The sequence below is a fragment of the Methylobacterium sp. DB0501 genome (assembly GCF_011043735.1).
GTDB lineage: Bacteria > Pseudomonadota > Alphaproteobacteria > Rhizobiales > Beijerinckiaceae > Methylobacterium > Methylobacterium alsaeris.
This window is the reverse complement of the sequence record NZ_JAAKGV010000016.1, coordinates 56,259-81,339: the sequence shown is the minus strand read 5'-3', so window position 1 is coordinate 81,339 and position 25,081 is coordinate 56,259. Positions and strand designations below refer to the sequence as shown.

Genomic DNA, 25,081 nt, shown 5'->3' with positions numbered 1-25,081 from the left:
CCCGAGTGACGACGATGCCGGCCGCGCCCCTGTCGATCCTGCACGTGGTCCGCCAGTTCCTGCCCAACCGCGGCGGGCTCGAGGATTTCGTCGCCAACCTCGCCCGCGAGCAGGCCCGCCTCGGCCACAAGGTCCGGGTGCTGACCCTCGACCGGCTGTTCTCGGCGCCCGAGGCGCGGCTGCCGGCGCGGGAGATTCTGGAGGGGATCGACATCGAACGGATCCCGTTCTTCGGCTCGCCCCGCTACCCCGTCGCCCCGTCGGTGTTCCGGCATCTCGGCGACGCCGACCTCGTCCACGTCCACGCCATCGACTTCTTCTTCGACGCCTTCGCGCTGGCCCGTCCGATCCATCGCCGGCCGATGGTGGCGACGACCCATGGCGGCTTCTTCCATACGAGCGCGCATTCGCGGCTGAAGAAGCTGTGGTTCGAGGGCCCGACCCGGATGAGCGTGCGCGGCTACGAGGCGATCGTCGCCTGCAGCGACAGCGACGCGCGGCTGTTCGCCGGCATCGCCCCGGGGGGCGTCGAGGTCATCCAGAACGGCGTCGACCTCGACAAGTTCGCCGGCGCCGCCGCGCCGGAGCCGCGGCCCGCGCTCCTGACGATCGGCCGCTTCGCCCGCAACAAGCGCCTCGACCGCCTGCTCGCGACCCTGCGGGTGCTCAACGCCGAGGGCCCGGACTGGCGCCTGCGGATCGTCGGGATGCCCTCCGACGTCACCGCCGGGGCGCTGACTGACGAGATCGACCGGATGGGCCTCACCGGCGCGGTCACCCTGCATACCGGGCTCGATGCTCCGGCGATCCGCGAGCTGATCGGCCAATCGAGCCTGTTCGTGTCGGCCTCGGAATACGAGGGCTTCGGCATCGCGCTGATCGAGGCCCTGAGCGCCGGGCTCGTCCCGGTGGCCCATCCCAACGACGCCTTCGCTTGGCTTAAGGAACGCCACCCCTTGATCACGCTGGCGGATTTCGCGGAACCTGAGACCGCCGCCGGGGCAATCCGGGGCGCCTACGACCGCCTGGCGCGGGGCGAGACCGCGCGGGGCGGCGAGGACCTGTCGGATTACCGCTGGTCGGGCGTCGCGGCCCGCTACGTCGCGGTCTACCAGGCGGCGCTGGCGGAAGCCGGTCGCGGGGTAGCGGCGACGGCGGCGTGAGGTGGCCGATGCGCGCATAGAGCACGGGATGAACCCTCCCCCCACGGACCTCGGGCTTGCTCGAGGCCCGGATCGACGTGCCCAAGTCGGGCAGGCCCGACTTGGGACGGGGGAGGGTTCAAGCCGCGCGCCCCTCCTGCCCCGTCAACACACCGTTAACCCTCATCCGCGACCTTGGCCGGGCCGCCGCCCTCCCCTGCCCGGGTGGGCCTCGCCCTGGGTGCTCGCCTCTTCGCATCGTCTCGTGCGATAAGCCCGCGAGCCCTCAACCAAGGATGACAATGCACCTCGTCGTGACCGCCCACACCGCCAACGGCCCGCTCTCGCACCAGCGCACCTCGCCCGAGGAGGCCCTGGAGAAGGCGCAGGAACTCGAGGCCGACGGCCACGATCACGTCGTCATCACCGACATCACCGGCCGGAACTACGCGCCGCCGGAATTCGACAGCCTCTTCCTCAACCCCGGCACCTGACGGCCATGCCGGGGATCACCGTCTACGTCGATGCCGATGCCTGCCCGGTGAAGGACGAGATCTACCGCGTCGCCGGGCGTCACGGCGCTCACGTCGTGGTGGTGGCCAACGCCTTCCTGACCGTGCCGCGCGAGCCGTGGATCGAGCGGGTGATCGTCTCGGACAAGTTCGACGCCGCCGACGACTGGATCGCCGAGCGGGCCGGCCCGCAGGCGGTGGTCGTCACCGCCGACGTGCCGCTGGCGAGCCGCTGCGTGAAGGCCGGCGCCAGCGTGCTCGGCCCCACCGGCAAGGCCTTCACCGAGTCCTCCGTCGGCATGGCGCTCGCCACCCGCGACCTGATGCAGTCCCTGCGCGAGGCCGGCGCGGTCACCGGCGGCCCGAAGCCGTTCTCGGCGAAGGACCGATCCGCCTTCCTGGGTGCCCTCGACCGGGCCCTGGTGCGGCTGCGGCGCAACGCCCAGGGCGGCTGACGCGGAACCCGGCGAACTTACCCAATCCCGGCGGGTTCCCTGTCGGCGGCCGTTCCTTCGCCGCCGGGAGAACCAGCATGTCGGGCGAGGAGAACACGGTCCATTACGACAGCCCGGCCGGCGGCTGGGGTTCGGTGCGCGGCATCGCCGAGGTGTTCGGCAAGGAATGGGCGACGCCGCTCGCCACCGAGACCCTGTTTCGCCAGAACAAGCCGAAAGGCTTCATGTGCACCTCGTGCTCCTGGGCGAAGCCGGCGAACTACCATCCCTTCGAGTTCTGCGAGAACGGCGCCAAGGCGACCCTGTGGGAGCTGACCACCCGGCGCTGCACGCCCGAGATTCTGGCCAAGCACACGCTGACCGAGCTGCGCGGCTGGAGCGACTACGATCTCGAGCAGCTGGGCCGCCTCACCCACCCGATGCGCTACGACCGCGCCAGCGACCGCTACCTCGCTTGCGGCTGGGACGAGGCGTTCCGCGAGATCGGCGCCGAGCTGCGCCGCCTCGATCCGAAATCGGTGGTGTTCTACTCGTCCGGTCGCGCCAGCCTCGAGACCTCGTATCTCTACGCGCTGTTCGCCCGGCTCTACGGCAACAACAATCTGCCCGACTCCTCCAACATGTGCCACGAGACGACGTCCGTGGCGCTGAAGCAGGTGATCGGCGCCAGCGTCGGCACGGTCGTGTTCGACGATCTGTCGAAATGCGACGCGATGTTCTTCTTCGGCCAGAACACCGGCACCAACTCGCCGCGGTTCCTGCACCCGCTGCAGGAGGCCTCGAAGCGGGGCGTGAAGATCATCACCTTCAACCCGGTGCGTGAGCGGGGGCTCGAGAGCTTCACCAACCCGCAGAGCCCGGTCGAGATGCTGACCCGCAAGGCGACGCCGATCAGCGCGCAGTACCATCAGGTCCGGCCCGGCGGCGACATCGCGGTGATTCTCGGCCTGTGCAAGCACGTCTTCAACGCCGACGACGCCGCCAAGGCGAAGGGCACGCGCGTCCTCGACGTCGACTTCATCGCCCAGCACACGACCGGGTTGGAGGAATTCGAGGCGAAGGTCCGGGCGACGTCCTGGGAGGAGATCGAGCGCGAATCCGGCATCGGCCGCGCCGACATCGAGGCGGCGGGGCAGGTCTATGTCGAGGCCGAGCGTACCTGCGCCTTCTACGGCATGGGGCTGACGCAGCACGTCAACGGCTTCGAGAACGTCGCGATGGTCGTCAACCTGTTGCTCCTCAGGGGCAATATCGGCCGCGACGGCACCGGCGTGTCGCCGGTGCGGGGCCATTCCAACGTCCAGGGCCAGCGCACCGTCGGCATCTCGGAGAAGCCGGAGCTGGTGCCCCTCGACCGGATCGCCGAGCAGTTCGGCTTCGAGCCGCCGCGGGACAAGGGCGTCAACACCGTCGAGGCCTGCGAGGGCATCCTGTCGGGCGACGTGCGCAGCTTCATCGGGCTGGGCGGCAACTTCGTGCGGGCGATCCCCGACCAGGACCGGATGGAGAAGGCCTGGACGCGGATGCGCCTGACCGTCCAGGTCGCGACCAAGCTCAACCGCTCGCACCTCGTCAACGGGGAGATCGCCTACCTGCTGCCCTGCCTCGGCCGCACCGAGGAGGACCGCCAGGCGTCGGGACCGCAGGCGGTGAGCATCGAGGACACGTTCAGCTGCATCTACGGCTCGCTCGGCCGGCGCACCCCGGCGAGCGACTTCCTGAAGTCCGAGGTCGCGATCGTGGCCGGCCTGGCCAAGGCGACGCTGGCGCCGAACCCGAAGGTCCGGTGGGACGAGTGGGTCGGCGATTACGGCCTGATCCGCGACGAGATCGCCAAGACCTACCGGGAAGAGTTCCACGACTTCAACGACCGTCTCTGGATCCCGGGCGGGTTCTACCGCGGCAACTCGGCCCGCGAGCGGATCTGGAAGACCGAGAGCGGAAAGGCCGAGTTCACCGCGCCCGCGATGCTGTCGGCGACGGGATTCCAGGACGAGCCCGGTCGCTACCGGCTGATCACCATGCGGTCGAACGACCAGTTCAACACCACGATCTACGGCTACAGCGACCGCCTGCGCGGGATCGAGGGCACCCGCGACGTGCTCCTGATGAACCCCGACGAGATCCGCCGGGCCGGCCTCGCCGAGGGCCAGGTCGTCTCCCTCGTCGGCGATGCCGGGGACGGGATCGAGCGGGTGGTGACCGGCCTCACGGTGACGCCGTTCTCGCTGCCGGACGGCTGCCTGGGCGCCTATTACCCCGAGATGAACCCGCTGATGGCGCTCTCGCACCACGACGTGCATTCGAAGACGCCGGCGGCGAAATCGGTGCCGGTGCGGATCCGGCCGGAGGCCGGCGGCCCGAAGACCGACCGGCGCGAGCCGACCGGGCATTCGGCGCATCCGATCTGAGGCGGGATGGCGGTTGCCGTCCTCGATGACGGCAACCACCGATCCGGAAACAGGCGATACGCGCAGGCGCATCCACCGAGAACAGCCGCGGCCCGAAGGCCCGCGTGGGCCAACCCGTCAGGGCGCCAGGTCGTGCACCGGGGCCTTGACCGGGGTGTCGGCGCTGTCGAGCACGGTGCTGCTCACCGGGGTCGGCTTGAGCGGGCCGCGATCGATCGCCGGCGGGGTCGGGAGCTGCAGTTGCTCGCTGGTAAAGGCCCAGGCCTGCGCCACCTTCTCCGGGTCGTCGTTCAGCCGCGCGCCGTAGCTCGGGACGATCCCGCGGATCTTCGCCTGCCACTCGGGGGTGGCGACGTTCCGGGCGAAGACCTTCTCGAGCACCTGCAGCATGATCGGCGCCGCCGTCGAGGCGCCGGGGGAGGCGCCGAGCAGGGCCGCGATGCTGCCGTCCTGCGCATTGACGATCTCGGTGCCGAGCTTCAGCACGCCGCCCTTGTCCGCGTCGCGCTTGATGATCTGCACGCGCTGGCCCGCCTGCCACAGGCGCCACTCGCCCTTCTTGGCGTTGGGGAAGTATTCGCGCAACGCCGCCAGGCGGTCGTCGTCGGAGAGCATCAGCTGGCCGGCGAGGTATTCCACCAGCGGGTACTCGTCGAGGCCGACCTTCATCATCGGCCAGACGTTGCTGGTCGTGGTCGAGGTGAGGAGATCGAAGTACGAGCCCTCCTTCAGGAACTTGGTCGAGAAGGTCGCGAAGGGCCCGAACAGGATGACGCGCTTGCCCCCGAGCACCCGGGTGTCGAGATGCGGCACCGACATCGGCGGCGAGCCGACCGAGGCCTTGCCGTAGGCCTTGGCGAGGTGGAGCGTCGCGACGTCCGGGTTCTCGTTGACCAGGAACGAGCCGCCGACGGGGAAGCCGGCATAGTCCTGGCCCTCCGGGATGCCGGAGGCCTGGAGCAGGTGCAGGGCGCCGCCGCCGGCGCCGATGAACACGAACTTGGCGTCGACCGCCTGGCGCGACCCGTCCTTGAGGTTGCGCGCGGTAACCCGCCAGGAGCCGTCCGGGTTCTTCACGATGCCCTGGACCTCGGTCGAGAGGTCGAGACGGAAGCTCTTCTGCTTCCGGAGATGGGCGACGTACTGGCGGGTGACCTCGCCCCATTCGACGTCGGTGCCGAGCGGCGACCAGGTGGCGGCGACCCGCTGGTTCGGATCGCGCCCCTCCATCATCAGGGGCACCCACTTTTTCAGCTGCTCGGGATCGGTCGAGAACTCCATCCCGGCAAAGAGCGGGCTCGCCTTCAGCGCCTCGTAGCGCTTGCGCAGATAGGCGATGTTGTCGTCACCCCAGACGAAGCTCATGTGGGGCGTGTAGTTGATGAAGGTCGTCGGGTCCTTCAGGACGCCGTTCTTCACCTGCGAGGCCAGGAACTGGCGCGTGACCTGGAACGCCTCGTTGATCTCGATCGCCTTGGCGATCTCGACCTTGCCCTTCTTCTCGGGGGTATAGTTCAGCTCGGCGAGCGCCGAGTGGCCGGTGCCGGCATTGTTCCAGCCGTTCGAGCTCTCCAGCGCCACCTGGTCGAGGCGCTCGACCATGCGGATCGACCAGTCCGGCTCCAGCTGGTTCAGCCACACGCCGAGGGTCGCGCTCATGATGCCGCCGCCGATCAGCAGCACGTCGACCTTTTCGGCCGCTTGCGCGAGGGCGAGGGACCCGGGCAGCGCCGAGGCCGCGAGCCCGGCCGCGGCGCCGCCGAGGATCTGGCGCCGGCTCACGCCGGTCGGGCAGGTGGTCGTGTCGTCGGCGCGCATGGCCCAATCCCGTTCTCGTGCGGACCGGCCGGCGCATGGGCGCCCCCGGTCGTGACAGGCGTCCGATCGCGGGCAAGCGTCACCGCTCGTCGCGAAGCCGTTCGGGTGGGTTTCCTCGGGGATGGTCGCGGCACCCCGACCGGGATCGGTCGAGCCCTCGCGACGCGTCGGCTCCGGCGCCCGCGCAATCGGCGGAGGGAGCGTCCACTCGCCGGAATCGCGAGGCGGCACGGCGCGGGCGAGCCGCGGGCCGGCCTCAGTGGCGGCGAGATCGATTGGCCGGTTGGGCTCGATGCTGTTGCGGCGGGCTCATAGACGATGCGGGCCGGAAGGACAATCGCCGTGGCGTGTCGGCCGGGTCGCGCCGGAGACGGCGGTGCCGTCCCCACCGGCCCCTCACAGCGGCGCGGCGATCACCTCGCGCAGGGTCACCGGGCGGCCGGCCTCGCGGGCGAGGCGCAGCAGGGTCGACTGGCGGAAGCGTGGATCCGCCGTGACCTCGCGGCCGACCCAGTCCGGAAGGGTGACGACCTGCGCCTCGTGCTCCAGCTCGACCTCGGCCAGGATCATGCCCGACAGCGCGCCGCGATACTCGTCCACCGTCCAGACCACGCCGTCATGCGGCACGCAGTGGCGGGTCTTCTCGATCAGGCAGGTCTCGCAGACCAGGCGCAGCATCGCCTCGGCATCGGTGCGGGGGATCTCGTACTCGAATTCCGGCCGCGCCAGGCCGTCGCGCGGGCCCTTGACGGTGAGCCAGGCCGTCTCCTCGTCGAGCCGCACCCGGACCTTGCCGCCGGCGAACTCGCCGACCAGCCCGTCCGTCAGCCGGCTCCGGCTCACCGCGCGGGCGCGCCAGCCCGCATGGGCCACCAGGAACTTCCGCTCGACCTCGTACCGCATCGCCCTCGACCGTTCACGCTCCGCCCGGGCGGAACCATGACCTTGCGAACGCCCGGCCGTGGCCGGGGCGGCGGGGCTGATAGCCGATCGCGCCCGTGAGGGCCAGGGCGGAGCGTCCGTCCTCACGGAGAGGAATGGCAGGACTCTGCTTTGGTTTTTCGTCGTGCATCATTTTTGCCGCAGGGTCGTCCTTCGGTAAAGCGCGGACCCGGGACGGCCTCTCACTCCGCCATCAGCCGCCGGAGCACGCCCGCATACCGCGCCGCCACCGCCTCCCGGGCGACGTGCCGCCCGCCCGCGACGACCCGGTTTCCCGCCACCCAGACCGCGTCCACCGCGCGGGAGCCGGCGGCGAAGATCCAGCCGTCGAGGAGGGCGTCGCCCCGCCGTTCGAGCAGGGCCGGGTCGGCCCCGTCGAGGGCGACGCAGTCGGCCGGGGCCCCGGCCGCGAGCCCACCGCTTGTTGCGGCGAGCGCCTGGGTGCCGCCGGCGAGGCTTGCGTCGAACACGGCCCGCCCGGTTGAGGCGCCGGGGGCGGCCAGCACGTTGCGCTGGCGATTCCCGAGGCGCTGGGCGTATTCGAGCTGGCGCAGCTCGTCGGCGGCGCCGACCAGCACGTTCGAATCGGTGCCGATTCCGTAGCGCCCGCCCGCCGCGACGAAGCCGGGGGCCGGGAAGATGCCGTCGCCGAGGCTCGCCTCCGTCACCGGGCACAGGCCCGCGACGGCGCCGCTCTTCGCGAACCGGGCGGTCTCGTCCGGCGTCATGTGGGTGGCGTGGATCAGGCACCAGCGCGCATCGAGCCCGGCCCGGTCGAGGAGCCATTGCACCGGCCGCGCGCCGGACCAGGCCTGGCACTCCTCCACCTCGCGCACCTGCTCGGCGGCGTGGATGTGGACCGGCCCGCCGGCCGCGAGGGCGAGGGCGGCGGAGAGGTCGTCCGGCATCACCGCACGCAGGCTGTGGGGCGCGACGCCGAGGGTGGATCCCGGCAGATGGGCCACGGCGGCCCGGGAGGCCTCGACCAGGCGGGCGAAGAGATCGAGGTCGCTGACGAACCGGCGCTGGCCCTCCGTGGGGGCGGTGCCGCCGAAATTCGACCAGCGATAGAGCACCGGCAGCAGGCTGAGGCGCAGGCCCGTGAGGGCCGCCGCGGCCGCGATCCGTTCGGCCATCTCCGCGGGGTTGGCGTAGGGCCGTCCGTCGGGCCCGTGGTGCAGGTAGTGGAACTCGCCGACCCGGGTGAAGCCGGATTCGAGCATCTCGACATAGGCTTGCGCCGCCACCGCCTCGGCCTCGTCGGGCGTCATCCGCAGGGCGAAGCGGTACATCGTCTCGCGCCAGGTCCAGAACGTGTCGGCGGAGGGGCCGCGCCGCTCGGCGAGCCCGGCCATGCCGCGCTGGAAGGCGTGGCTGTGCAGGTTCGGCAGGCCCGGCACCAGCACGGCCACCCGCTCGTCTCCCGGCTCCGGCCCCCGTTCGGCCTCGACGGCCGAGATCCGCCCCTCCGCCAGCGTCAGCCGGACATCGGCCTGCCAGCCCGCGGGCGTCAGGGCGTGGGCGGCGTGCAGCACGGTCATCGGCGCATCTCCTGCCTTCGGGGGTTCGAGGCTCTCGGCCCGCTTTCGTCCGTTCCTGTCTATACAAGCGCGATCTCTCATGTCTATACATAATGAGGAATCGCGAGGAGGAGGCGGGCATGAGCGAGAGAGACAGCGCGGGCCAGGTCCGGCACCGGGTCTGGCGCAACGTCCGGCTCGCCACCTTCGCGCCGGGCCTTCCCGGCATCGGCGCGGTGGAGACGGGGGCGCTGGCGATCCGCGACGGGCGGATCGTGTTCGCCGGGCCTGAGGCCGACCTGCCGGCGGCGGCGCGTCACGGTGCCGAGATCGTCGACGGCGAGGGCCGCTGGATCACCCCGGGGCTGATCGACTGCCACACCCACCTCGTCTGGGCCGGCGACCGGGCGCACGAATTCGAGCTGCGCCTCGCCGGTGCCTCCTACGAGGAGGTGGCGCGGGCCGGCGGCGGCATCGTCTCCTCGGTCGGCGCCTTGCGGGCGGCGAGCGAGGACGAGCTGGTGCGCCAGACCCTGCCGCGGCTCGACGCGCTGATCGCCGAGGGCGTCACCACCGTCGAGGTGAAGTCCGGCTACGGCCTCGACCAGTCGAGCGAGCGCAAGGCGCTCCGCGCCGCCCGCCGCCTCGGCGAGGTCCGCCCGGTCGGGATCCGCACCACGTTCCTCGGCGCCCACGCCCTGCCGCCGGAGGCCGGCGGCGACAAGGACGCGTACATCGCCGAGGTCGCCGACACGATGCTGCCGGCGCTGGCCGCGGAGGGCCTCGTCGATGCGGTCGACGCGTTCTGCGAGGGCATCGCCTTCTCGCCCGATCAGGTCGCGCGGGTGTTCGAGCGCGCCAGGGCTCTCGGCCTGCCGGTGAAGCTGCATGCCGACCAGCTCTCGAATCTCGGCGGCGCGGCGCTCGCGGCCCGCTACGGGGCGCTCTCGGCCGATCACCTGGAGCATACCGACGAGGCCGGCGCCGCCGCGATGGCGGGGAGCGGCACCGTCGCGGTGCTGCTGCCCGGCGCCTATTACTTCATCCGCGAGACCAAGCTGCCGCCGGTCGGGCTGTTTCGCCGGCACGGCGTGCCGATGGCGGTCGCCACCGACGCCAATCCCGGCACCTCGCCGCTGACCTCGCTGCTGCTCGCCATGAACATGGCCGCGACCCTGTTCCGCCTCACCGTCGACGAGTGCCTGGCCGGCACCACCCGCGAGGCCGCCCGCGCCCTCGGGATCCTCTCCGAGGTCGGCACGCTCGAAGCCGGCAAGCGCGCCGACCTCGCGGTGTGGTCGGTCGAGCGGCCGGCGGAGCTGGTCTACCGGATGGGGTTCAACCCGCTTCATGCCCGTATCTGCGGGGCGCGGCCGGAGGCCGTTCGCCAACCTCGACGGACCTGACACCCACCGGGTCGTTCCGGGGCCGCGCAGCGGAGCCCGGAATCCGGAAGCGACGATGGTTCAGGAAAGAGCGAGGCGCGATCCGCATCATCCTTTCCCACCAGCCGTTCTGGATTCCAGGCTCCGCTGCGCAGCCCCGAATGACGATGGAGGGTTTGAATTCTTCCGGTGCCGTCAAAGCCTTTCTGACTCACTTTATCGTCCGGAGCCCCCAGCCATGACCCGCATCGACAACGCCCGCACCATCCGCGCACCCCACGGCACCGCCCTCACCGCCAAGAGCTGGCTCACCGAGGCGCCGCTCCGGATGCTGATGAACAACCTCGATCCCGACGTCGCCGAGCGGCCGGGCGAGCTCGTCGTCTATGGCGGCATCGGCCGGGCGGCGCGGGACTGGGCGAGCTTCGACCGCATCGTGGCGGCGCTCCGCGACCTCGACGACGACCAGACCCTGCTGGTGCAATCGGGCAAGCCGGTGGGAGTGTTCCGCACCCACGCCGATGCCCCGCGGGTGCTGATCGCCAACTCGAATCTCGTGCCGCACTGGGCGACCTGGGAGCATTTCCACGAGCTCGATCGCAAGGGCCTGATGATGTACGGCCAGATGACGGCCGGGTCCTGGATCTATATCGGCAGCCAGGGCATCGTGCAGGGCACCTACGAGACCTTCGTCGAGATGGGCCGCCAGCATTATGCCGGCGACCTGTCGGGCCGCTGGATTCTCACCGCGGGCCTGGGGGGCATGGGCGGCGCGCAGACCTTGGCCGCCACCATGGCGGGCGCCTCCTGCCTCGCCGTCGAGGCGCAGGCCTCGCGCATCGAGTTCCGCCTGCGCACCGGCTACGTCGACGTCCAGGCCCGCGACCTCGACCACGCGCTGGAGCTGATCGCCGAATCCGCCCGCACGAAGATTCCGCGCTCGGTCGCGCTGCTCGGCAACGCCGCCGACATCTTCGGCGAGCTCTACGCCCGCGGCGTTCGCCCCGACTGCGTCACCGACCAGACCTCGGCCCACGATCCCGTCAACGGCTACCTGCCCTCGGGCTGGACGGTCGCCGAGTGGGAAGCCAGGCGCGAGAGCGACCCGGCCGCGGTGGCCGCCGCCGCCAGGCGCTCGATGGCGGTGCATGTCCGGGCGATGCTCGATTTCCACCGCGCCGGCGTGCCGGTGGTCGATTACGGCAACAACATCCGCCAGATGGCGCTGGAGGAGGGCGTCGAGGACGCCTTCGCCTTCCCGGGCTTCGTGCCGGCCTATATCCGCCCGCTCTTCTGCCGCGGCATCGGGCCGTTCCGCTGGTGCGCCCTCTCGGGCGATCCGGAGGACATCTACCGCACCGACGCGAAGGTGAAGGAGCTTCTGCCCGACAACCACCACCTCCACCGCTGGCTCGACATGGCGCGGGACAAGATCCGGTTCCAAGGCCTGCCGGCGCGGATCTGCTGGGTGGGCCTCGGCGACCGCCACCGCCTCGGCCTCGCTTTCAACGAGATGGTGCGCAAGGGCGAATTGAAGGCGCCGATCGTCATCGGCCGCGACCACCTCGATTCCGGTTCCGTCGCCTCGCCGAACCGCGAGACGGAAAGCATGCGCGACGGCTCGGACGCGGTCTCCGACTGGCCGCTGCTCAACGCCCTCCTCAACACCGCGTCCGGCGCCACCTGGGTCTCGCTGCATCACGGCGGCGGGGTCGGGATGGGCTTCTCGCAGCATGCCGGCATGGCGATCGTCTGCGACGGCACCGAGGCCGCCGACCGGCGCCTGGAACGGGTCCTGTGGAACGACCCCGCCACCGGTGTGATGCGCCACGCCGATGCCGGATACGAGGATGCCGCGGCTTGTGCGCGGGAGCATGGGCTGGATTTGCCGAGCCTCGGGTGAGGTCTTTTCCAAGGTGATCCGGGACGATCGGACAGGTCTTCACGGCGGCTCTCGCCGTCGGGACCTGTCCGATCGATCCTCATCCTTGCTCATACCCAGTGCGCCATTCCGGGCTCCGCTACGCGGCGTTCGAATGACGCGGAGGTTGCTGGGTACCGATGAGAAAAGTCGGGCCACTCGGACGACTGGGATCGTCCTGCGGCCGGAGCGGGTTCTCTGCCTCCCGACGACTTGCCTGCGCTCGCCGAAACCTCCCGCCTCCAGCCGACGTATTTCGGGAACTGCGCCTTTTCCACTCGCGCGCCCACGCCGGACCTCGTGCAGGGCGCGGCCGTCCCGTCCTCGATTTGCCGCCCCCGATCCCCGGGGCCGCCGTCTCGCGCCCATTCCGTCCACTGACGCTGGGTCCGGAATTGCGGGGAAACCGTGCAGGCCCGTCCCTCCGATCGGTCGCTCATCCCCGCTGTCCCCGATGTACGTCGCCCGGTCCTCACGTCGTCCCGCGCCCCGCCGGCGAGCCGATCCACGCCAGGCACGCTGCCGTCCGGAACGGCCCGATCGAAGGATCCGCCGCCGCCGAGGCGTACTTCACGAACGGTTCGCCATCACCCGAATCCTCGCCAGCCGTACGCTCGCCCCGCCCGACTCGTTCCATCGACCCCTGAATCCGCCTGTACGATGCGAGCTTCGCCGAGTCGAGATCGCGATCCTCCATCCCGGAGAGTCCCACAGGAAAGCTCAGCGGAGTCGAGTCCGGTCGCCCTGTTCCGCTTCGACAGATGCCGCGATGCGCTGATTCGTTCCGGTGCCTCGCCTGGACTCCTGTGGGTGCCTTGTGGACCCGATCTCGACTCGCGATTGCGGGGCAGGACTCGGGCTTTGAGTCACTGTCCGGCTTTTCCCCAGAATGCACCGCTTAGAGTGTTACAGGAATCTTTATGGATTTAGGCGCTCCGGCGGCGGCGATTCCTGGAACTCGCCCAAATGCTTAATGGCGGCGGGCCGTTCCCGAAGTGCCGAGGATCCGTCCCCGTTGTGCCGCTTGTCCTGTCCCCGAAGTGCCGTGCCGGCGTTCCCGATCGCACGGGGACCGTTCCCGAAGTGCCGTCCACCCTTCCCGGCGTTCCCGAAGTGCCGAGTCCACCCGACTCGTTCACAGGGATTCCGGGGATTTCCCCTCGGGGCCGCCCGGTCCGCGTGAGGCCGCACCCGTACATCGGGAACGGGGCGGCCTGTGGATCATCGGGCGTCGCGCACGAAGCGCTCGGCGAACCCCAGGAAGGCGCTCTCGTAGTTCTTCGGCTCGCGGTTGGCGTCGCCTTCGAGCCAGTGGTCGAACTCGGTCTTCAGCCCGTACACGTCCCAGCCCGGATGGGCCTTGCGGCACAAGGCGATCGTCTCGTCCGAGAGGTGGCGGAAGAGCGGCAGCTCGGGCGCCGCCTTCGGCTTGCGGGTCCGCTTCGGCTTGGCGGCCGGCGTCACCAGGATCTCGTCGGTGACGAGGTCGCGGCGGATCATCCGCAGGTGCGGCTCGCCGCGCTCCTTCTCCTCGAGCCGCAGGACGAAGCCCGGCAGCTCGTCGGCCTTGGCGATCTTGGCGATCTCGAACTTGAACCGGCGGTAGGTGCCCTCGGCGCCCGACTTCTCGAACAGGGTCGGCAGGCTGATGGCGAAACCCCCCTCCCCCGCCCCGCCGGCATGCTTGCGGGCGATGCGGTAGAGCCAGCGCTCGCGCCCGCCGGTGATGCCGAAATAGGCCGGGTCGATGGCGAGCACGCCGCCATCCATCAGCACGCCCTCGTAGAACCAGTCCGACAGGGTGATCGACATGCCGCGGCTGGCATTGGTCTCCTCGTCGATCGTATCGTCGAACGCGTCGATCCAGCTGAACTGCCGCTCCTTGCGCTTGGCCTTCTCGGCCCGGATGTTGGTGCGCACCGAGGTCGATTGCAGGCGAAACAGCGCGTCGCGCAGAAGCTTGTACTGCCGCCCGCCGGTCTCGCGGCCGATCCCCTTCAGAAGGTCGTAGGGCATGAAGTTGAGCTTGCGCGGGATGTCGTTGCGGCCGCGCTTCTTCATCTCGCAGATCGTCGAGGCGGCCCAGATCAGGATGTCGGCATCCCAGATCGTCGCCATGCCGTAGGCTTGGTTCGGCAGCACCCGCACCCAGACCGAGCCGTCGGGGCTGGTATAGTCGATCTCCTTCAGGCGCTTCTGCTTGGCGATCGAGAAGAACGGCCGCTCCATCGTCTCCCGCTGGTCGCGGAAGTGCACGAAGGGCACCACCATGTCGATCTGGTCGTTGCGCCGATGGCTCATCGTCACGCCCGCATCCGTCCCGCCGCCGGCAGTCCCGGGCCTCGCCGCGCCGTGCCGTGCCTTGCCGCCCTGCCGTCCGAAATCCCGCTCATGGCGAGGACGCTAGGCCCCGCCCGCCTTCCAAATCGTGGACGCCAATGGGGTTTTGCCGGCCGTCCCCGATCCTCTTCAATCGCGGTTAACGTCGATTCCGGATCGCCGCCGTCCTCCACACCCGCCGCCCCGACCGGAACCTCCCCCGCATCCCCGCCGTTCTCCCGCAACAGCCAAGCTCGCCCCGGGATCTCCCATGCGCCTCGCCCTCGTCGCCCTCCCGTTGGCCGCCCTCCTGCTGGCCGCCCCTCTCTCCACCGCCGCCCAGGCCCAGGGCACCGTCCGCGGCGCGCAGGACGGCGCGGCGCGGGGCGAGGCGATCGCCGGGCCGGTGGGGGCGGTGGTGGGGAGCGCGATCGGAGCCGCCGTCGGCACCGCCAACAGCCTGCTCGGCATCGACCGGCGCGAGCGTTTCCGCATCTACGCCGCCGGCGAGCGCCGGCCGTCCTTCCGCTACGAGGGCCCGTTGCGCGTCGGCGCGGTGCTGCCGCCCGAGGGCGTGGTCTATTACGACGTGCCGCCGGAATTCGCCCTCAAGGGCTACAACTACACGATCGTCAACGACCACCCGGTCCTGGTCGAGCCCGGCACCCGCCGCGTCGTCGAGGTCATCGACTGATACGCTGTCCGGAAGGACGCGTCCGGACAGGATCGCGCGATGCGGACATCGCATGACGGGGGACGGAGGCAGGAGCGGCCGTGACGCCGGGGCCGGGTTCGGGGTAAGAGCCGGTAGGAAGAAACCCCGTCCCGCATGTCACGCGCCCCCGATCCTCCGAGCGCCGTCCACGATCCCGACCGGCTGGCCGCGCTCGAGGCGCACGCCGTGCTCGACACCCTGCCCGAGCCGGGATTCGACGACGTCGTGCGGCTGGCGAGCCGGCTGTGCGATGCGCCGGTCGCGCTGGTGAGCCTCGTCGCCGACACCCGGCAATGGTTCAAGGCCCGCACCGGCTTTCCCTTCGCCCAGACCGATCTCGGCCGCTCGGTCTGCGCCCACGCCCTGGCGCACCCGCATTCGCTCCTCGTCATCCCGGACCTGACGCAGGACCCGCGCACCCGCGACAACCCGCTCGTCACCGCCTCGCCCGGCATCCGGTTCTATGCCGGGGCGCCCCTGCGCACGCCGGAGGGGCACGTGCTCGGCACGCTCTGCGTGATCGACTACGTGTCGCGCCCCGACGGCCTGACCGCGACCGAGGCCGGCGACCTGCGGGCGCTGGCGCGCCAGGTGATGGGTCATCTGGCGATGCGGCGGGCGGCGGCCGAGCGCGAGGCGGCGTTGCGGGCGGTGCAGGCCACCGAGGAGCGCTACCGCCTGGCGGCGCGGGCCACCAGCGATGCGATCTGGGACTGGGACTTCGCCACCGACCACGTCCTGTGGAACGAGGCGCTGGAGGCGGCCTACGGCCATGCCCCGGGCACGGTCGCGCCGACCGGCGCGTGGCGGATCGACCATATCCACCCCGACGACCGCGCCCGGATCGACGCCTCGATCCACGCCGTCGTCGACGGCACCGGGACGGCTTGGGGCGACGAATACCGCTTCCGGCGCGCCGACGGCACCTACGCCGACGTCGTCGACCGCGGCTCGGTGATCCGCGACGAGGCGGGCCGCGCGGTCCGGATGATCGGCGCGATGCTCGACCTCACCGAGCGCCGGCGCGCCGAGGCGGCGCGGCGCGATTCCGAACGCCGGCTCGACCTGGAGCGCGGCCTGCTCGAATCGGTCTTCCGGCAGGCGCCGGTCGGCATCTCGGTCACCGGGATCGGGCCGGGCGCGCCGAACCTGGTCAATGCCCGGGCCGAGGCGATCTTAGGCCGCAGCCCCGGCGGGCCGGCGCTCGCGCGCGACGCCTCCTTCCGCGCCGAGCATGCCGACGGGCGCCCTTACGCGCCGGGCGACGACCCGTCCTTGCGGGCGCTGCGGGACGGCGCGGTGGTGACCGGCGAGGCGATGCGCTACCGCCACGGCGCGAGCGGGGCCTTGCGCCTGCTGGAGGTGTCCAGCGCCCCGGTGCGGGACGAGGACGGGGCGATCCGGGCGGCGGTGACGGTCTTCCTCGACGTGACCGAGCAGCGCCGGGCCGAGGCCCAGCTGCGGCGCCTCGCCCTCGTCGCCGAGCAGTCGAGCGACTTCATCGCCATCGCTGATGCCGACGGCGTCATCGACTACGTCAACCCGGCCGGCCGCGCCCTGGTGGGCCTCGGCGAGGACGCGGTGGGGATCGCGCGCCTCACCGACGTCTTCGTCCCCGAGGACCTGCCCTTCGCCGAGACCACGATCCTGCCGGCGATCCGGGCCGGCGGCAGCTGGAGCGGGGAATACCGCCTGCGCCATCTCGCGACCGGGGCCGTGGTGCCGGTGCGCTACAACCTGTTCGCCCTGCGCGGGCCGGGCGGCGCGTTCGAGGGGTTCGCGGCGGTGAGCCACGACATCTCGGCCCGCAAGGCGGCGGAGGCGCAGCAGGAGATCCTCAACCGCGAGCTGAGCCACAGGCTCAAGAACACCCTGGCGATGGTGCAGGCGGTCGCGGTGCAGACCCTGCGCAACGCCCCCGACCCGGCCGCCGCCCGCGAGGCGCTGGTGGCCCGCCTGGTGGCGCTCGGCAAGGCGCACGACATCCTGCTGACCGGCGAGGGCGAGAGCGCCCCCTTGCGGGCGGTGCTCGACGGCGCGCTGGCGATCCACGACGACGGCCGCCCCGGCCGGTTCCGGCTCCGGGGCCCGCCGGTGCCGTGCGGCGCCCGGGCGGCCCTGTCGCTGAGCCTGATGACGCACGAGCTGGCCACCAACGCGGTCAAGTACGGCGCTTTGCGCCACCCCGACGGCTACGTCACCCTCGACTGGACCGTGAGCGCCTCCGCCGCCCCGGTGCTCGCGCTGCGCTGGCAGGAGCATGGCGGGCCGCGGGTGACGCCGCCCGCCCGCAAGGGGTTCGGCTCGCGCCTGATCGAGCGGGGGCTCGCCGGCACCGTCGACGGCGAGGTCGCCACGCATTTCCTGCCCGAGGGTGTGGTGTGCACGCTCACGGCGCCGCTGGCGGAGCTGCTGGCGGGGGAGTGATACGAAGTCCGCGACCTCGCCCGAGCGCCCTCCCCTACGCCGCCGGCTCCCGCTCCGTCCGGGCCCGCAGCGCCGCGAGCCCGCCCACGCTCACCGCCAGGATCGCCGCCGCGTACAGGTCGGCGGTCGCGGCGTAGCCGAGGCTGCGGGCGAGGAGGCCGGCGCCGACCGCCGGCAGGCTGAAGGCGAGGTAGCTCTGGACGTAGAAGGCGGCGAGCAGGCCGGCGCGCTCGTCGGGCCCGGCCAGGGGCATGATCGTGCCGAGGCAGCCCAGGAAGCTGGCGCCGAAGCCGCCGCCGGTGACGAGGGTGCCGAGGATCAGCACCGGTACGCTGGCCATGTGGATGCCGGCGACCACGATGACGACGCCGAGCGCCGTGGCGAGCACCCCGAAGGTGAGGTTGTCCCGCGGCGCCCGGCCCCGGCGCAGGAGCACCGAGACCGCGCCGGCCACCATCAGCGCGGTGACGACCGCCCCGCCGGTGAGCGGCGCCCGGCTGCCGGTCGCCGCCGCGACGACCGAGGGCACCAGCGAGAGGTAGAACCCGCCGAGCGTCCAGTTGGCGAGGTTGATCGGCGTCACCAGCGCCAGGGAGCGCCGGATCCGCGGCGGGACGGCCATGTGGGGCTTGAGCGAGGCGAGCGCCCCCGGTCGCGTCGCGGCACTCTCGGGAATGAAGCGGACCGCCAGCGCCAGCCCGGCGAAGGTGCCCATCAGCAACCCGTAGACGAGGTGGAGCGGCAGGGGCGCGTACTGGATCAGCGCGCTGGTGCCCAGCGCGCCGAGCGCCATCCCGGCGAGCGGCGCTACCGCGTTGACGATCGGCCCGCGGGTGCGGTCGACGTCGACGAGCGCCGCGCCCAGGGAGGCGGCGGCGATGCCGGTGGCGAGCCCCTGGACGATCCGGGCGACGATGAGCCAGGCGGCGCCGTTGCCGACCAGCAGGAACAGCCCCATGGCGGCGGCCTCGAGGAGCAGCGCCCCGGCGATCACCGGCCGGCGCCCGAGATGGTCGGAGAGCGAGCCGGCGACGAGCAGCGCCTTGAGCAGGGCCACCGCGTAGACCGCGAAGACCAGGGTGACGAAGACCGGCGAGAGGGCCAGGGTCTCCTGGTAGATCCGGTAGAGCGGCGTCGGGGCCGCCGCGGCGGCGAAGAACGCCCCGAGCGTCGCGGCATGGAACGCGAGCGGATCGATTGCCCGAGCCTCCTGCCGGGATTCCTGCTGCCGGGCGTCTTGACCTGCACGCATCGCCGTGCCCCTTAAAGCAAATTCGTTGCGTTAGTGATCTAGCGCCGCGATGCGCTAAAAGCAAATTATTTGCGTTTGGAGGTGGGACAGCGATGGCGGAGAGGGAGGGAGGGCCGCGCCCGGGCGGGCGCAGCGCGCGTGTCCAGGCCTCGGTCCACCGCGCCGTGCGGGCGCTGCTCGCCCGGATGGACCGCGCCGAGGTCACGATTCCGCTGATCGCCGCTGAGGCCGGCGTCACGCCCTCGACGATCTATCGCCGGTGGGGCGAGCTGAACGAGTTGCTGGCCGACGTCGCGGTCGAGCGGCTGCGCCCCGACATGGGGCCGGTCGAGACCGGCAGCGGGCGGGGCGACCTCCTCGCCTGGGCCGAGCAATATGCCGAGGAGATGTCGTCGGGGATCGGCCGCGAGATGATCCGCGACGTGCTCGCCGCCGAGGGCGCCGCGGGACCGCGGCGCTGCTGCGGCTACGCCCGTCAGCAGATCGCGACCATCGCCGAGCGCGCCGCGGCCCGCGGCGAGGATTTTCCGGACCTCGACGCGGTGCTCGACGGCGTCATCGCGCCGATCCTGTTCCGGATCCTGTTCGACGAGGCGTTGGGGGGGAAGCGGGTCGGGGAACTGGTGGAGGGGGTGTTCGCGGGCGTCGGGCGGAGGTCGGTCCCGGCCTCGGCCTGATCCGCGGACGGATTGTCCACTCTCCGGGTCGTTCCGGGGCTGCGCAACGCACGATCCACGACGGCGGGACGGGCGGCTCTACGGTCTTCGTCGCCCAAACCCCCTGTCCCGGACGAATGCGGCGTCAGCGGACGGAGATCCGGGATCCGGCCATCAGACGTCGTGAAGCGACCGTGTGTCTGCCACGTTGCAGCACGGAGAGCCGCTTCGCGGCACGTCTTGGGCTGGATCCCGGATCTCCGTCCGCTGACGCCGCATTCGTCCGGGACAGGGGAGCGGCTCGCGGCGGAACGGCAGACTGTCGGCACAGCCTGCGCCAATGTCGTGGATGCGGTGCGGAGTGGCATCCCGGAACGACCCGAAGGGATTCGAGCCTCCCGTCGGCTCACGCAGCCCCCTCCCCCGCCGCCAGCCCGCAGATTCGCCGCGTCACCCGCCACGACGCCGCGAAGGCCGGCACCGGCAGGAATTCGAACCGCGAATGGAAGTTGCACGCGCCGGTGAAGTAGTTCGGCGTCGGCAGGCCGCGCGCCGAGAGGGCCGCCCCGTCGGTGCCGCCGCGCATCGGGATCTGGTTCGGGGCGATGCCCTCCGCCTCGAGCGCCGCGAACAGCAGGTCGACCGGGCGGGTGTCGTCGCCGAGGCTGTCGCGGATGTTGCCGTAGGTATCGGTGATCCGGCACGCCACGCGGCCCGTCGGATAGAGCGCCGCGATCTCGTCGGCGACCGCGTGCAGTCGCGCCTTGCGGGCGGCGAAGCGCGCGCGGTCGAAGTCGCGGATCATCGCCTGCAGGCGGGCCTCGCCGGAATGGGCCTGGAGGCCGTTGAACCAGATGTAGCCGTCGCGCCCTTCGGTGTTCTCCGGCGTCTCGGCCCGGTCGAAGCGACCGATGAAGTCGTGCGCCATCAGGAGCGGGTTGACCATCACGCCCTTGGCCGACATCGGATGCGCGGCGACGCCGGTGAACACGATCTCGGCGCCGGCCGCGTTGAAGGTCTCGATCACCACCTCGCCGACCGCGCAAGCATCGATCGTGTAGGCGAAGTCGACGGGAAAGCGCGCGAGGTCGAGGGCCTTGGCGCCGCGCAGGCCGATCTCCTCGTCGGGCACGAAGGCGACCCGGATGTCGCCATGCGCGTCCTCCGGCGTCAGGGTGGCGAGGAGCGTCATCAGCACGGCGATCGCCGCCTTGTTGTCGGCCCCGAGCACGCTGGTCCCGTCGCCGACGATCACGTCCTCGCCGGCCCACGGCGCGATCTCCGGGTGCTCGGCGACCCGCAGCCAGATGTCCTGGTCGCGGTTCAGGCAGAGGTCGGATCCGTCGAAGCGCAGCACCTGCGGGCGGATCTCGGGCGAGAGCCCGACATCGACGGTGTCGAGATGGGCGACGAAGCCGATCGGCGGGGCGCCGGGCCGGGTGCCGGGCTTGCACGCGGTCAGGATCGCGTGCTCGTCGAGCACCACCTCGGTGAGGCCCATCTCGCGCAATTCCCCGGCCAGCAGCTCGGCGAGGGCGCGCTGGCCCGGGGTGCTCGGCAGGGTAGTCGCGCGGGCATCGCTCTGGCTCGCCACCGCGAGGTAGCGGAAGAAGCGCGCGACGAGCTCGGCCCGCAGGGCCGTTTCGTCCGGCATGCCCCGCAGGGCCGTCTCATCCGGCATGGTCCTGGTTCATCCTCAGCTGAGCGCGACGGCAAAGCCGCGCTGCACCGCCGGCCGCGCCATCAAGGCGTCGTACCAGCGTCGCACGTGGGGGTAGTCGGCGAGGTCGATCCGGTGCCGGGCGTGGCGCCAGGCCCAGCCGAGGATCGCGAAATCGGCGATCGAGAGCGCGCCGGCGACGAACTCGCCCTCGGCGAGGCGCCGGTCGAGCACGCCGTAGAGCCGGCGCGTCTCGGTCTGGTAGCGCTCGAGCCCGTAGGTGCGGTCCTTCTCGTCGACCCCGAGGAAGTGGTGGACCTGGCCCGGCATCGGCCCGAAGCCGCCCATCTGCCACATCAGCCACTCCATCACCTGGACCCGGCCGCGCCCGCCTGCCGGCAGGAACAGCCCGGTCTTCTCGGCGAGGTAGACCAGGATCGCGCCGGACTCGAACACCGAGATCGGCGCCCCGTCCGGCCCCTCGGAATCGACGATCGCCGGGATGCGGTTGTTCGGGCTCAACGCCAGGAAGTCCGGCTCGAACTGCCGGCCCTTGGTGATGTCCACCGGCTCGACCCGGTAGGGCAGCCCCATCTCCTCCAGGGCGACGCTGATCTTGCGCCCGTTCGGCGTGTCCCAGGTGTAGAGCTGGATCATGATGCGCTCTCCTCCGGTGCCGGACCGTAGGCCGGTTCGGGCGCGGAGTCGCGCCGGTTTTGGGCGGGGTGGGCGGGGCGGATCCGCGTCCACGGCATGGCAGGCGCCGGGGAAAAGGTCACCGGCCGTGACCCGTCACGCGTCCGACCCGACCCGCCTCTCCCGCCGCCCCTCCCGGCCGTCCACCTCCCCTCCCCCGCCCCCGGTCGGCCGGCGCAGCCGCGCGACGTACGGGTACAGGGCGGGCAGCACGACCAGCGTCAGGAGCGTCGCGGTGACGAGGCCGCCGATGACCACCGTGGCGAGCGGGCGCTGCACCTCGGCGCCGGCGCTGGTCGAGAGCGCCATCGGCAGGAAGCCGAGCGTCGCGACGAGCGCCGTCGTCGTCACCGGGCGCAGGCGGCGCTCGGCCGCCTCGGTGGCGGCCGCGCGGGGATCGAGGCCGGCCCGTTCGAGGTCGCGCAGCGTGCTCATCAGCACCACGCCGTTCAGAACGGCGATGCCGAAGGTGGCGATGAAGCCGATCGCCGCCGAGACCGAGAACGGCAGGCCGCGGGCATGGAGCGCCAGGATGCCGCCGGTCGCCGCCATCGGCACGTTGAGGAAGATCAGGCCCGCCACCCGGATGTCGGAGAACAGCACCACCAGCAGCACCAGGATCGCCGCCAGCGCCGCCGGCACCACCACGGCGAGCCGGGCCGTCGCCTCCTGGAGGTTCTGGAACTGGCCGCTCCAGACGAGGGAATAGCGCGGCGGCAGGGGCACCTGCGCCGCGACGGCGCCCTGGGCCTCGGTGACGAAGCTCTGCACGTCGCGCCCGCGCACGTTGGCCTGGACCGAGATGCGGCGCTGCAGCCGCTCGCGGCTGATCTGGGCCGGGCCGCTGGCGACCTCGACCGAGGCGACGAGGGAGAGCGGCACGGTGCCCTTCGCGGCATCCTTACCCCCGCGCCCGACCGGCAGGGCGCGCACCCGCTCGATGTCGGCGCGGTCGGATCCGGCGAGCCGCACCACGATGTCGGTGATGGCGTTGTCGTCGCGATAGACCTGGCCCGACGGGCGGCCGCCGATCGCCTCGACCACGTCGAGGACGTCGCCGGCGCTGACGCCGTAGCGGGCCGCCGCCGCCCGGTCGACCGTGATCGACAAGGCCGGCATCCCGGCCTGGGCCTCGGCCTTCACGTCGGTGGCGCCCGGCACGGCGGAGACCGCCCGCACGATGGCGTCGGCCTTGTCCTTCAGGACGGCGAGGTCGTCGCCGTAGAGGCTGATCGCCACGTCGCCGCGCACGCCCTCCAGGAGGTCGTCCATCCGCATCTGGATCGGCTGCGAGAAGGCGTAGGCGACCCCCGGCACCTCCCGGAGCAGGCGCTCGCGGAACGCCGCGACGAGGCCGTCCTGATCCTGCGCCGTCGTCCAGGTGGCGGGGTCGGTCAGCGTGATGAAGCTGTCGGTCGATTCGACGCCCATCGGGTCGGTCGGGATCTCGGCGCTGCCGGTGAGCGAGACCACCCGCTTCACCTCCGGGAAGGACTTCAGCACCGCCTCGATCCGGCGCATGACTGCCAGCGAGGCGTCGAGGTTGATGCCCGGCAGCTTCTCCGAGGTGACGACGATCGAGCCTTCCGAGAGCTTCGGCAGGAACTCGCCGCCGAGCCGGGTGGCGAGGATGCAGGACCCGGCGAACAGGGCGAGCGTCACCAGCAGGGTGGCGCCGGCCCGCCGCTCGGCGACGAGCAGGACGGGGGTGTAGGCCGCCCGCATCCCGTGGACGAGGCGGGTCTCGCGCTCGCCGATGCCGCGCCCCGAGAGCACCAGGGCGGCGAGCGCCGGCATCAGGGTCAGGGTGACGACGAGCGAGCCGGCGAGCGCCAGGATGACGGTGAGCGCCATCGGCCGGAACATCTTGCCGGCCACCCCTTCGAGGGCCAGCACCGGCAGGTAGACCAGAATGATGATCGCCACCGCGACCATCACGGGCTTTGCCACCTCCGCGGCGGCGTCGCGGATGACCGCATGGGCCGGCTGCTCCGGATGCTCGCCGCGGGCGCGCAGCACGTTCTCGATCATCACCACCGCGCCGTCGACGATGAGCCCGAAATCGATGGCCCCCAAGCTCATCAGGTTGCCCGACAGGCCGAGGACCCGCATGCCCGCGAAGGCGACGAGCATCGAGAGCGGGATCGCTGCGGCCACCACGAGGCCGGCCCGCAGGTTGCCGAGCAGCAGCAGCAGCACGACGATCACCAGCACCGCCCCCTCGACGAGGTTGTGGGCCACGGTGTGGATCGTCCGCTCGACCAGGGCCGAGCGGTCGTAATAGGGCCGGATCGCGATGCCGGGCGGCAATTGCGGGCGCAGTTCCTCGATCGTCGCCTTCACCCGCTCGACGACCGCGCTGGCATTCTCGCCCTGCTGCATCATGGCGATGCCGACCACCGTCTCGCCGGCGGCGTCGTGGGTCACCGCGCCGAGGCGCACTTTCGGCGCCTCCACCACCTCGCCGAGGCTCGCCACCGTCACCGGCACGCCGCCGGGATTCGTCGCCACGACGATGCGGGCGATGTCCTCCGGACCGGTCGCGAGCCCCAAGCCCCGGATCACCTCCTGCTGGTCGTTGTGCTCGAGATAGGCGCCGCCCCGGGCGAGGTTGTTCTCGGCGAGCGCCGTGTAGACCTGGCCCAGCGTGACGCCGTAGCGCTGCAGGCTCTCGGCCGAGACCCGCACCTCGTAGGTCGGCAATTGCCCGCCATAGATGTTCACGTCGGCGATGCCGGGCGTGAGCTTCAACCGCGGCGCGATCGTCCATTGGAGGATGCGCTTCAGCTCCATCGGCGAGGTGGCCGGCCCGCGCAATTCGAACTGGTAGATCTCGCCCAGGCCCGTCGCCATCGGGCCCAGCTGCGGGTCGCCGATGCCGGCCGGCATCATCGCCTTGGCCTGGGGCAGGCGCTGGAAGACCTGGGCCCGCGCCTCGGTGACGGGCATGGACTCGTCGAAGGTGACGTAGACCGCCGAGACGCCGAAGCGCGAGGTCGAGCGGATGCCGGTGAGCCCCGGCGCGCCGGCCATCGCGCTCTCCACGGGAAAGCTCACCAGGCGCTCAACCTCGAGCGGCCCGAGCCCGGGCGAGAGCGTCAGGATCATCACCTGCTTGGGCGAGATGTCCGGCACCGCGTCGATCGACAGGCCCCGGAGGTTGACGAGGCCGCCGGCGGCGGCAGCGAGCGCCACGACCAGGACGAGCCAGCGGCGCCGGATCAGGAGGGCGAACCAGGACGTCATCGCA

At 71.5% G+C, this 25,081-nt stretch carries 17 protein-coding genes; 9 read left to right on the top strand and 8 right to left on the bottom strand.

Annotation, left to right across the window (positions count from 1 at the left end; translation table 11 throughout):
- Positions 1-14: 14 nt before the first annotated feature.
- From G4G93_RS22375 to G4G93_RS22360, 4 genes are all read left to right on the top strand, one after another.
- The gene (locus G4G93_RS22375) at positions 15-1,163 is read left to right on the top strand and encodes a glycosyltransferase family 4 protein (RefSeq protein ID WP_165087280.1); all 1,149 of its coding nucleotides are present in this window, start codon (positions 15-17) and stop codon (positions 1,161-1,163) included.
- Positions 1,164-1,444: 281 nt separating this feature from the next.
- Positions 1,445-1,636 (top strand): lytic transglycosylase domain-containing protein, encoded by a 192-nt coding sequence (locus G4G93_RS22370; RefSeq protein ID WP_165087278.1) that lies wholly within the window; start codon positions 1,445-1,447, stop codon positions 1,634-1,636.
- 5 nt (positions 1,637-1,641) lie between these two features.
- On the top strand, positions 1,642-2,109 hold the full coding sequence (locus G4G93_RS22365; RefSeq protein WP_165087277.1) for a YaiI/YqxD family protein: 468 nt from the start codon (positions 1,642-1,644) through the stop codon (positions 2,107-2,109).
- 77 nt (positions 2,110-2,186) lie between these two features.
- Positions 2,187-4,520 carry an FdhF/YdeP family oxidoreductase gene (locus tag G4G93_RS22360; RefSeq protein ID WP_165087275.1) on the top strand — a complete coding sequence of 778 codons (2,334 nt, stop codon included), beginning with the start codon at positions 2,187-2,189 and terminating at the stop codon, positions 4,518-4,520.
- Positions 4,521-4,637: 117 nt separating this feature from the next.
- Here G4G93_RS22360 and mqo read toward each other — a convergent pair whose 3' ends face one another.
- The 3 genes from mqo to G4G93_RS22345 form a co-directional block, all read right to left on the bottom strand.
- Positions 4,638-6,338 carry a malate dehydrogenase (quinone) gene (mqo, locus tag G4G93_RS22355; protein WP_165087274.1) on the bottom strand — a complete coding sequence of 567 codons (1,701 nt, stop codon included), beginning with the start codon at positions 6,336-6,338 and terminating at the stop codon, positions 4,638-4,640.
- Between the two features lie 396 nt (positions 6,339-6,734).
- Positions 6,735-7,241 (bottom strand): CYTH domain-containing protein, encoded by a 507-nt coding sequence (locus G4G93_RS22350; RefSeq protein WP_165087272.1) that lies wholly within the window; start codon positions 7,239-7,241, stop codon positions 6,735-6,737.
- Between the two features lie 221 nt (positions 7,242-7,462).
- Positions 7,463-8,821, bottom strand: coding sequence for a formimidoylglutamate deiminase (locus G4G93_RS22345; protein WP_165087270.1), 1,359 nt, complete (start codon positions 8,819-8,821; stop codon positions 7,463-7,465).
- A gap of 119 nt (positions 8,822-8,940) precedes the next feature.
- Here G4G93_RS22345 and hutI point away from each other — a divergent pair, with 119 nt between their 5' ends.
- Both hutI and hutU read left to right on the top strand, forming a co-directional pair.
- On the top strand, positions 8,941-10,206 hold the full coding sequence (gene hutI / locus G4G93_RS22340) for an imidazolonepropionase (RefSeq protein WP_165087269.1): 1,266 nt from the start codon (positions 8,941-8,943) through the stop codon (positions 10,204-10,206).
- A gap of 217 nt (positions 10,207-10,423) precedes the next feature.
- Positions 10,424-12,088 (top strand): urocanate hydratase, encoded by a 1,665-nt coding sequence (gene hutU / locus G4G93_RS22335; RefSeq protein ID WP_165087267.1) that lies wholly within the window; start codon positions 10,424-10,426, stop codon positions 12,086-12,088.
- Between the two features lie 1,239 nt (positions 12,089-13,327).
- Here the strand turns inward: hutU and G4G93_RS22330 are convergent.
- Positions 13,328-14,407, bottom strand: coding sequence for a replication initiator protein A (locus G4G93_RS22330; RefSeq protein ID WP_165087465.1), 1,080 nt, complete (start codon positions 14,405-14,407; stop codon positions 13,328-13,330).
- A gap of 289 nt (positions 14,408-14,696) precedes the next feature.
- Here G4G93_RS22330 and G4G93_RS22325 point away from each other — a divergent pair, with 289 nt between their 5' ends.
- Together G4G93_RS22325 and G4G93_RS22320 are read left to right on the top strand one after the other, a co-directional pair.
- On the top strand, positions 14,697-15,119 hold the full coding sequence (locus tag G4G93_RS22325) for a DUF1236 domain-containing protein (RefSeq protein ID WP_165087265.1): 423 nt from the start codon (positions 14,697-14,699) through the stop codon (positions 15,117-15,119).
- 135 nt (positions 15,120-15,254) lie between these two features.
- Entirely contained in the window at positions 15,255-17,567 is a 2,313-nt protein-coding gene (locus tag G4G93_RS22320) for a PAS domain S-box protein (RefSeq protein ID WP_165087263.1), read from the top strand.
- Between the two features lie 34 nt (positions 17,568-17,601).
- Here the strand turns inward: G4G93_RS22320 and G4G93_RS22315 are convergent, their stop codons facing one another.
- Positions 17,602-18,819 carry an MFS transporter gene (locus tag G4G93_RS22315; protein WP_165087261.1) on the bottom strand — a complete coding sequence of 406 codons (1,218 nt, stop codon included), beginning with the start codon at positions 18,817-18,819 and terminating at the stop codon, positions 17,602-17,604.
- Between the two features lie 92 nt (positions 18,820-18,911).
- Between G4G93_RS22315 and G4G93_RS22310 the strand changes: the two genes are divergently transcribed.
- Positions 18,912-19,496, top strand: coding sequence for a TetR/AcrR family transcriptional regulator (locus tag G4G93_RS22310; RefSeq protein WP_165087259.1), 585 nt, complete (start codon positions 18,912-18,914; stop codon positions 19,494-19,496).
- A gap of 385 nt (positions 19,497-19,881) precedes the next feature.
- Here G4G93_RS22310 and pepT read toward each other — a convergent pair whose 3' ends face one another.
- The 3 genes from pepT to G4G93_RS22295 all read right to left on the bottom strand — a co-directional run bounded on the left by pepT (position 19,882) and on the right by G4G93_RS22295 (position 25,077).
- Positions 19,882-21,156, bottom strand: a complete 1,275-nt coding sequence (gene pepT, locus G4G93_RS22305; protein ID WP_246736948.1) for a peptidase T — start codon at positions 21,154-21,156, stop codon at positions 19,882-19,884.
- A gap of 15 nt (positions 21,157-21,171) precedes the next feature.
- Positions 21,172-21,795, bottom strand: a complete 624-nt coding sequence (locus tag G4G93_RS22300; protein ID WP_165087463.1) for a glutathione S-transferase family protein — start codon at positions 21,793-21,795, stop codon at positions 21,172-21,174.
- A gap of 132 nt (positions 21,796-21,927) precedes the next feature.
- Entirely contained in the window at positions 21,928-25,077 is a 3,150-nt protein-coding gene (locus G4G93_RS22295; RefSeq protein WP_165087258.1) for an efflux RND transporter permease subunit, read from the bottom strand.
- Positions 25,078-25,081 lie beyond the last annotated feature (4 nt).

Coding starts and splice junctions, on each gene's coding strand:
- G4G93_RS22350 (WP_165087272.1), bottom strand. CDS start 7,241: ATGCGGTACGAGGTCGAGCGGAAGTTCCTGGTGGCCCATGCGGGCTGG.
- mqo (WP_165087274.1), bottom strand. CDS start 6,338: ATGCGCGCCGACGACACGACCACCTGCCCGACCGGCGTGAGCCGGCGC.
- pepT (WP_246736948.1), bottom strand. CDS start 21,156: ATGCCGGATGAGACGGCCCTGCGGGGCATGCCGGACGAAACGGCCCTG.
- G4G93_RS22370 (WP_165087278.1), top strand. CDS start 1,445: ATGCACCTCGTCGTGACCGCCCACACCGCCAACGGCCCGCTCTCGCAC.
- hutI (WP_165087269.1), top strand. CDS start 8,941: ATGAGCGAGAGAGACAGCGCGGGCCAGGTCCGGCACCGGGTCTGGCGC.
- G4G93_RS22330 (WP_165087465.1), bottom strand. CDS start 14,407: ATGAGCCATCGGCGCAACGACCAGATCGACATGGTGGTGCCCTTCGTG.
- G4G93_RS22345 (WP_165087270.1), bottom strand. CDS start 8,821: ATGACCGTGCTGCACGCCGCCCACGCCCTGACGCCCGCGGGCTGGCAG.
- G4G93_RS22360 (WP_165087275.1), top strand. CDS start 2,187: ATGTCGGGCGAGGAGAACACGGTCCATTACGACAGCCCGGCCGGCGGC.
- G4G93_RS22365 (WP_165087277.1), top strand. CDS start 1,642: ATGCCGGGGATCACCGTCTACGTCGATGCCGATGCCTGCCCGGTGAAG.
- G4G93_RS22295 (WP_165087258.1), bottom strand. CDS start 25,077: ATGACGTCCTGGTTCGCCCTCCTGATCCGGCGCCGCTGGCTCGTCCTG.
- G4G93_RS22325 (WP_165087265.1), top strand. CDS start 14,697: ATGCGCCTCGCCCTCGTCGCCCTCCCGTTGGCCGCCCTCCTGCTGGCC.
- G4G93_RS22310 (WP_165087259.1), top strand. CDS start 18,912: ATGGCGGAGAGGGAGGGAGGGCCGCGCCCGGGCGGGCGCAGCGCGCGT.
- hutU (WP_165087267.1), top strand. CDS start 10,424: ATGACCCGCATCGACAACGCCCGCACCATCCGCGCACCCCACGGCACC.
- G4G93_RS22315 (WP_165087261.1), bottom strand. CDS start 18,819: ATGCGTGCAGGTCAAGACGCCCGGCAGCAGGAATCCCGGCAGGAGGCT.
- G4G93_RS22375 (WP_165087280.1), top strand. CDS start 15: ATGCCGGCCGCGCCCCTGTCGATCCTGCACGTGGTCCGCCAGTTCCTG.
- G4G93_RS22320 (WP_165087263.1), top strand. CDS start 15,255: ATGTCACGCGCCCCCGATCCTCCGAGCGCCGTCCACGATCCCGACCGG.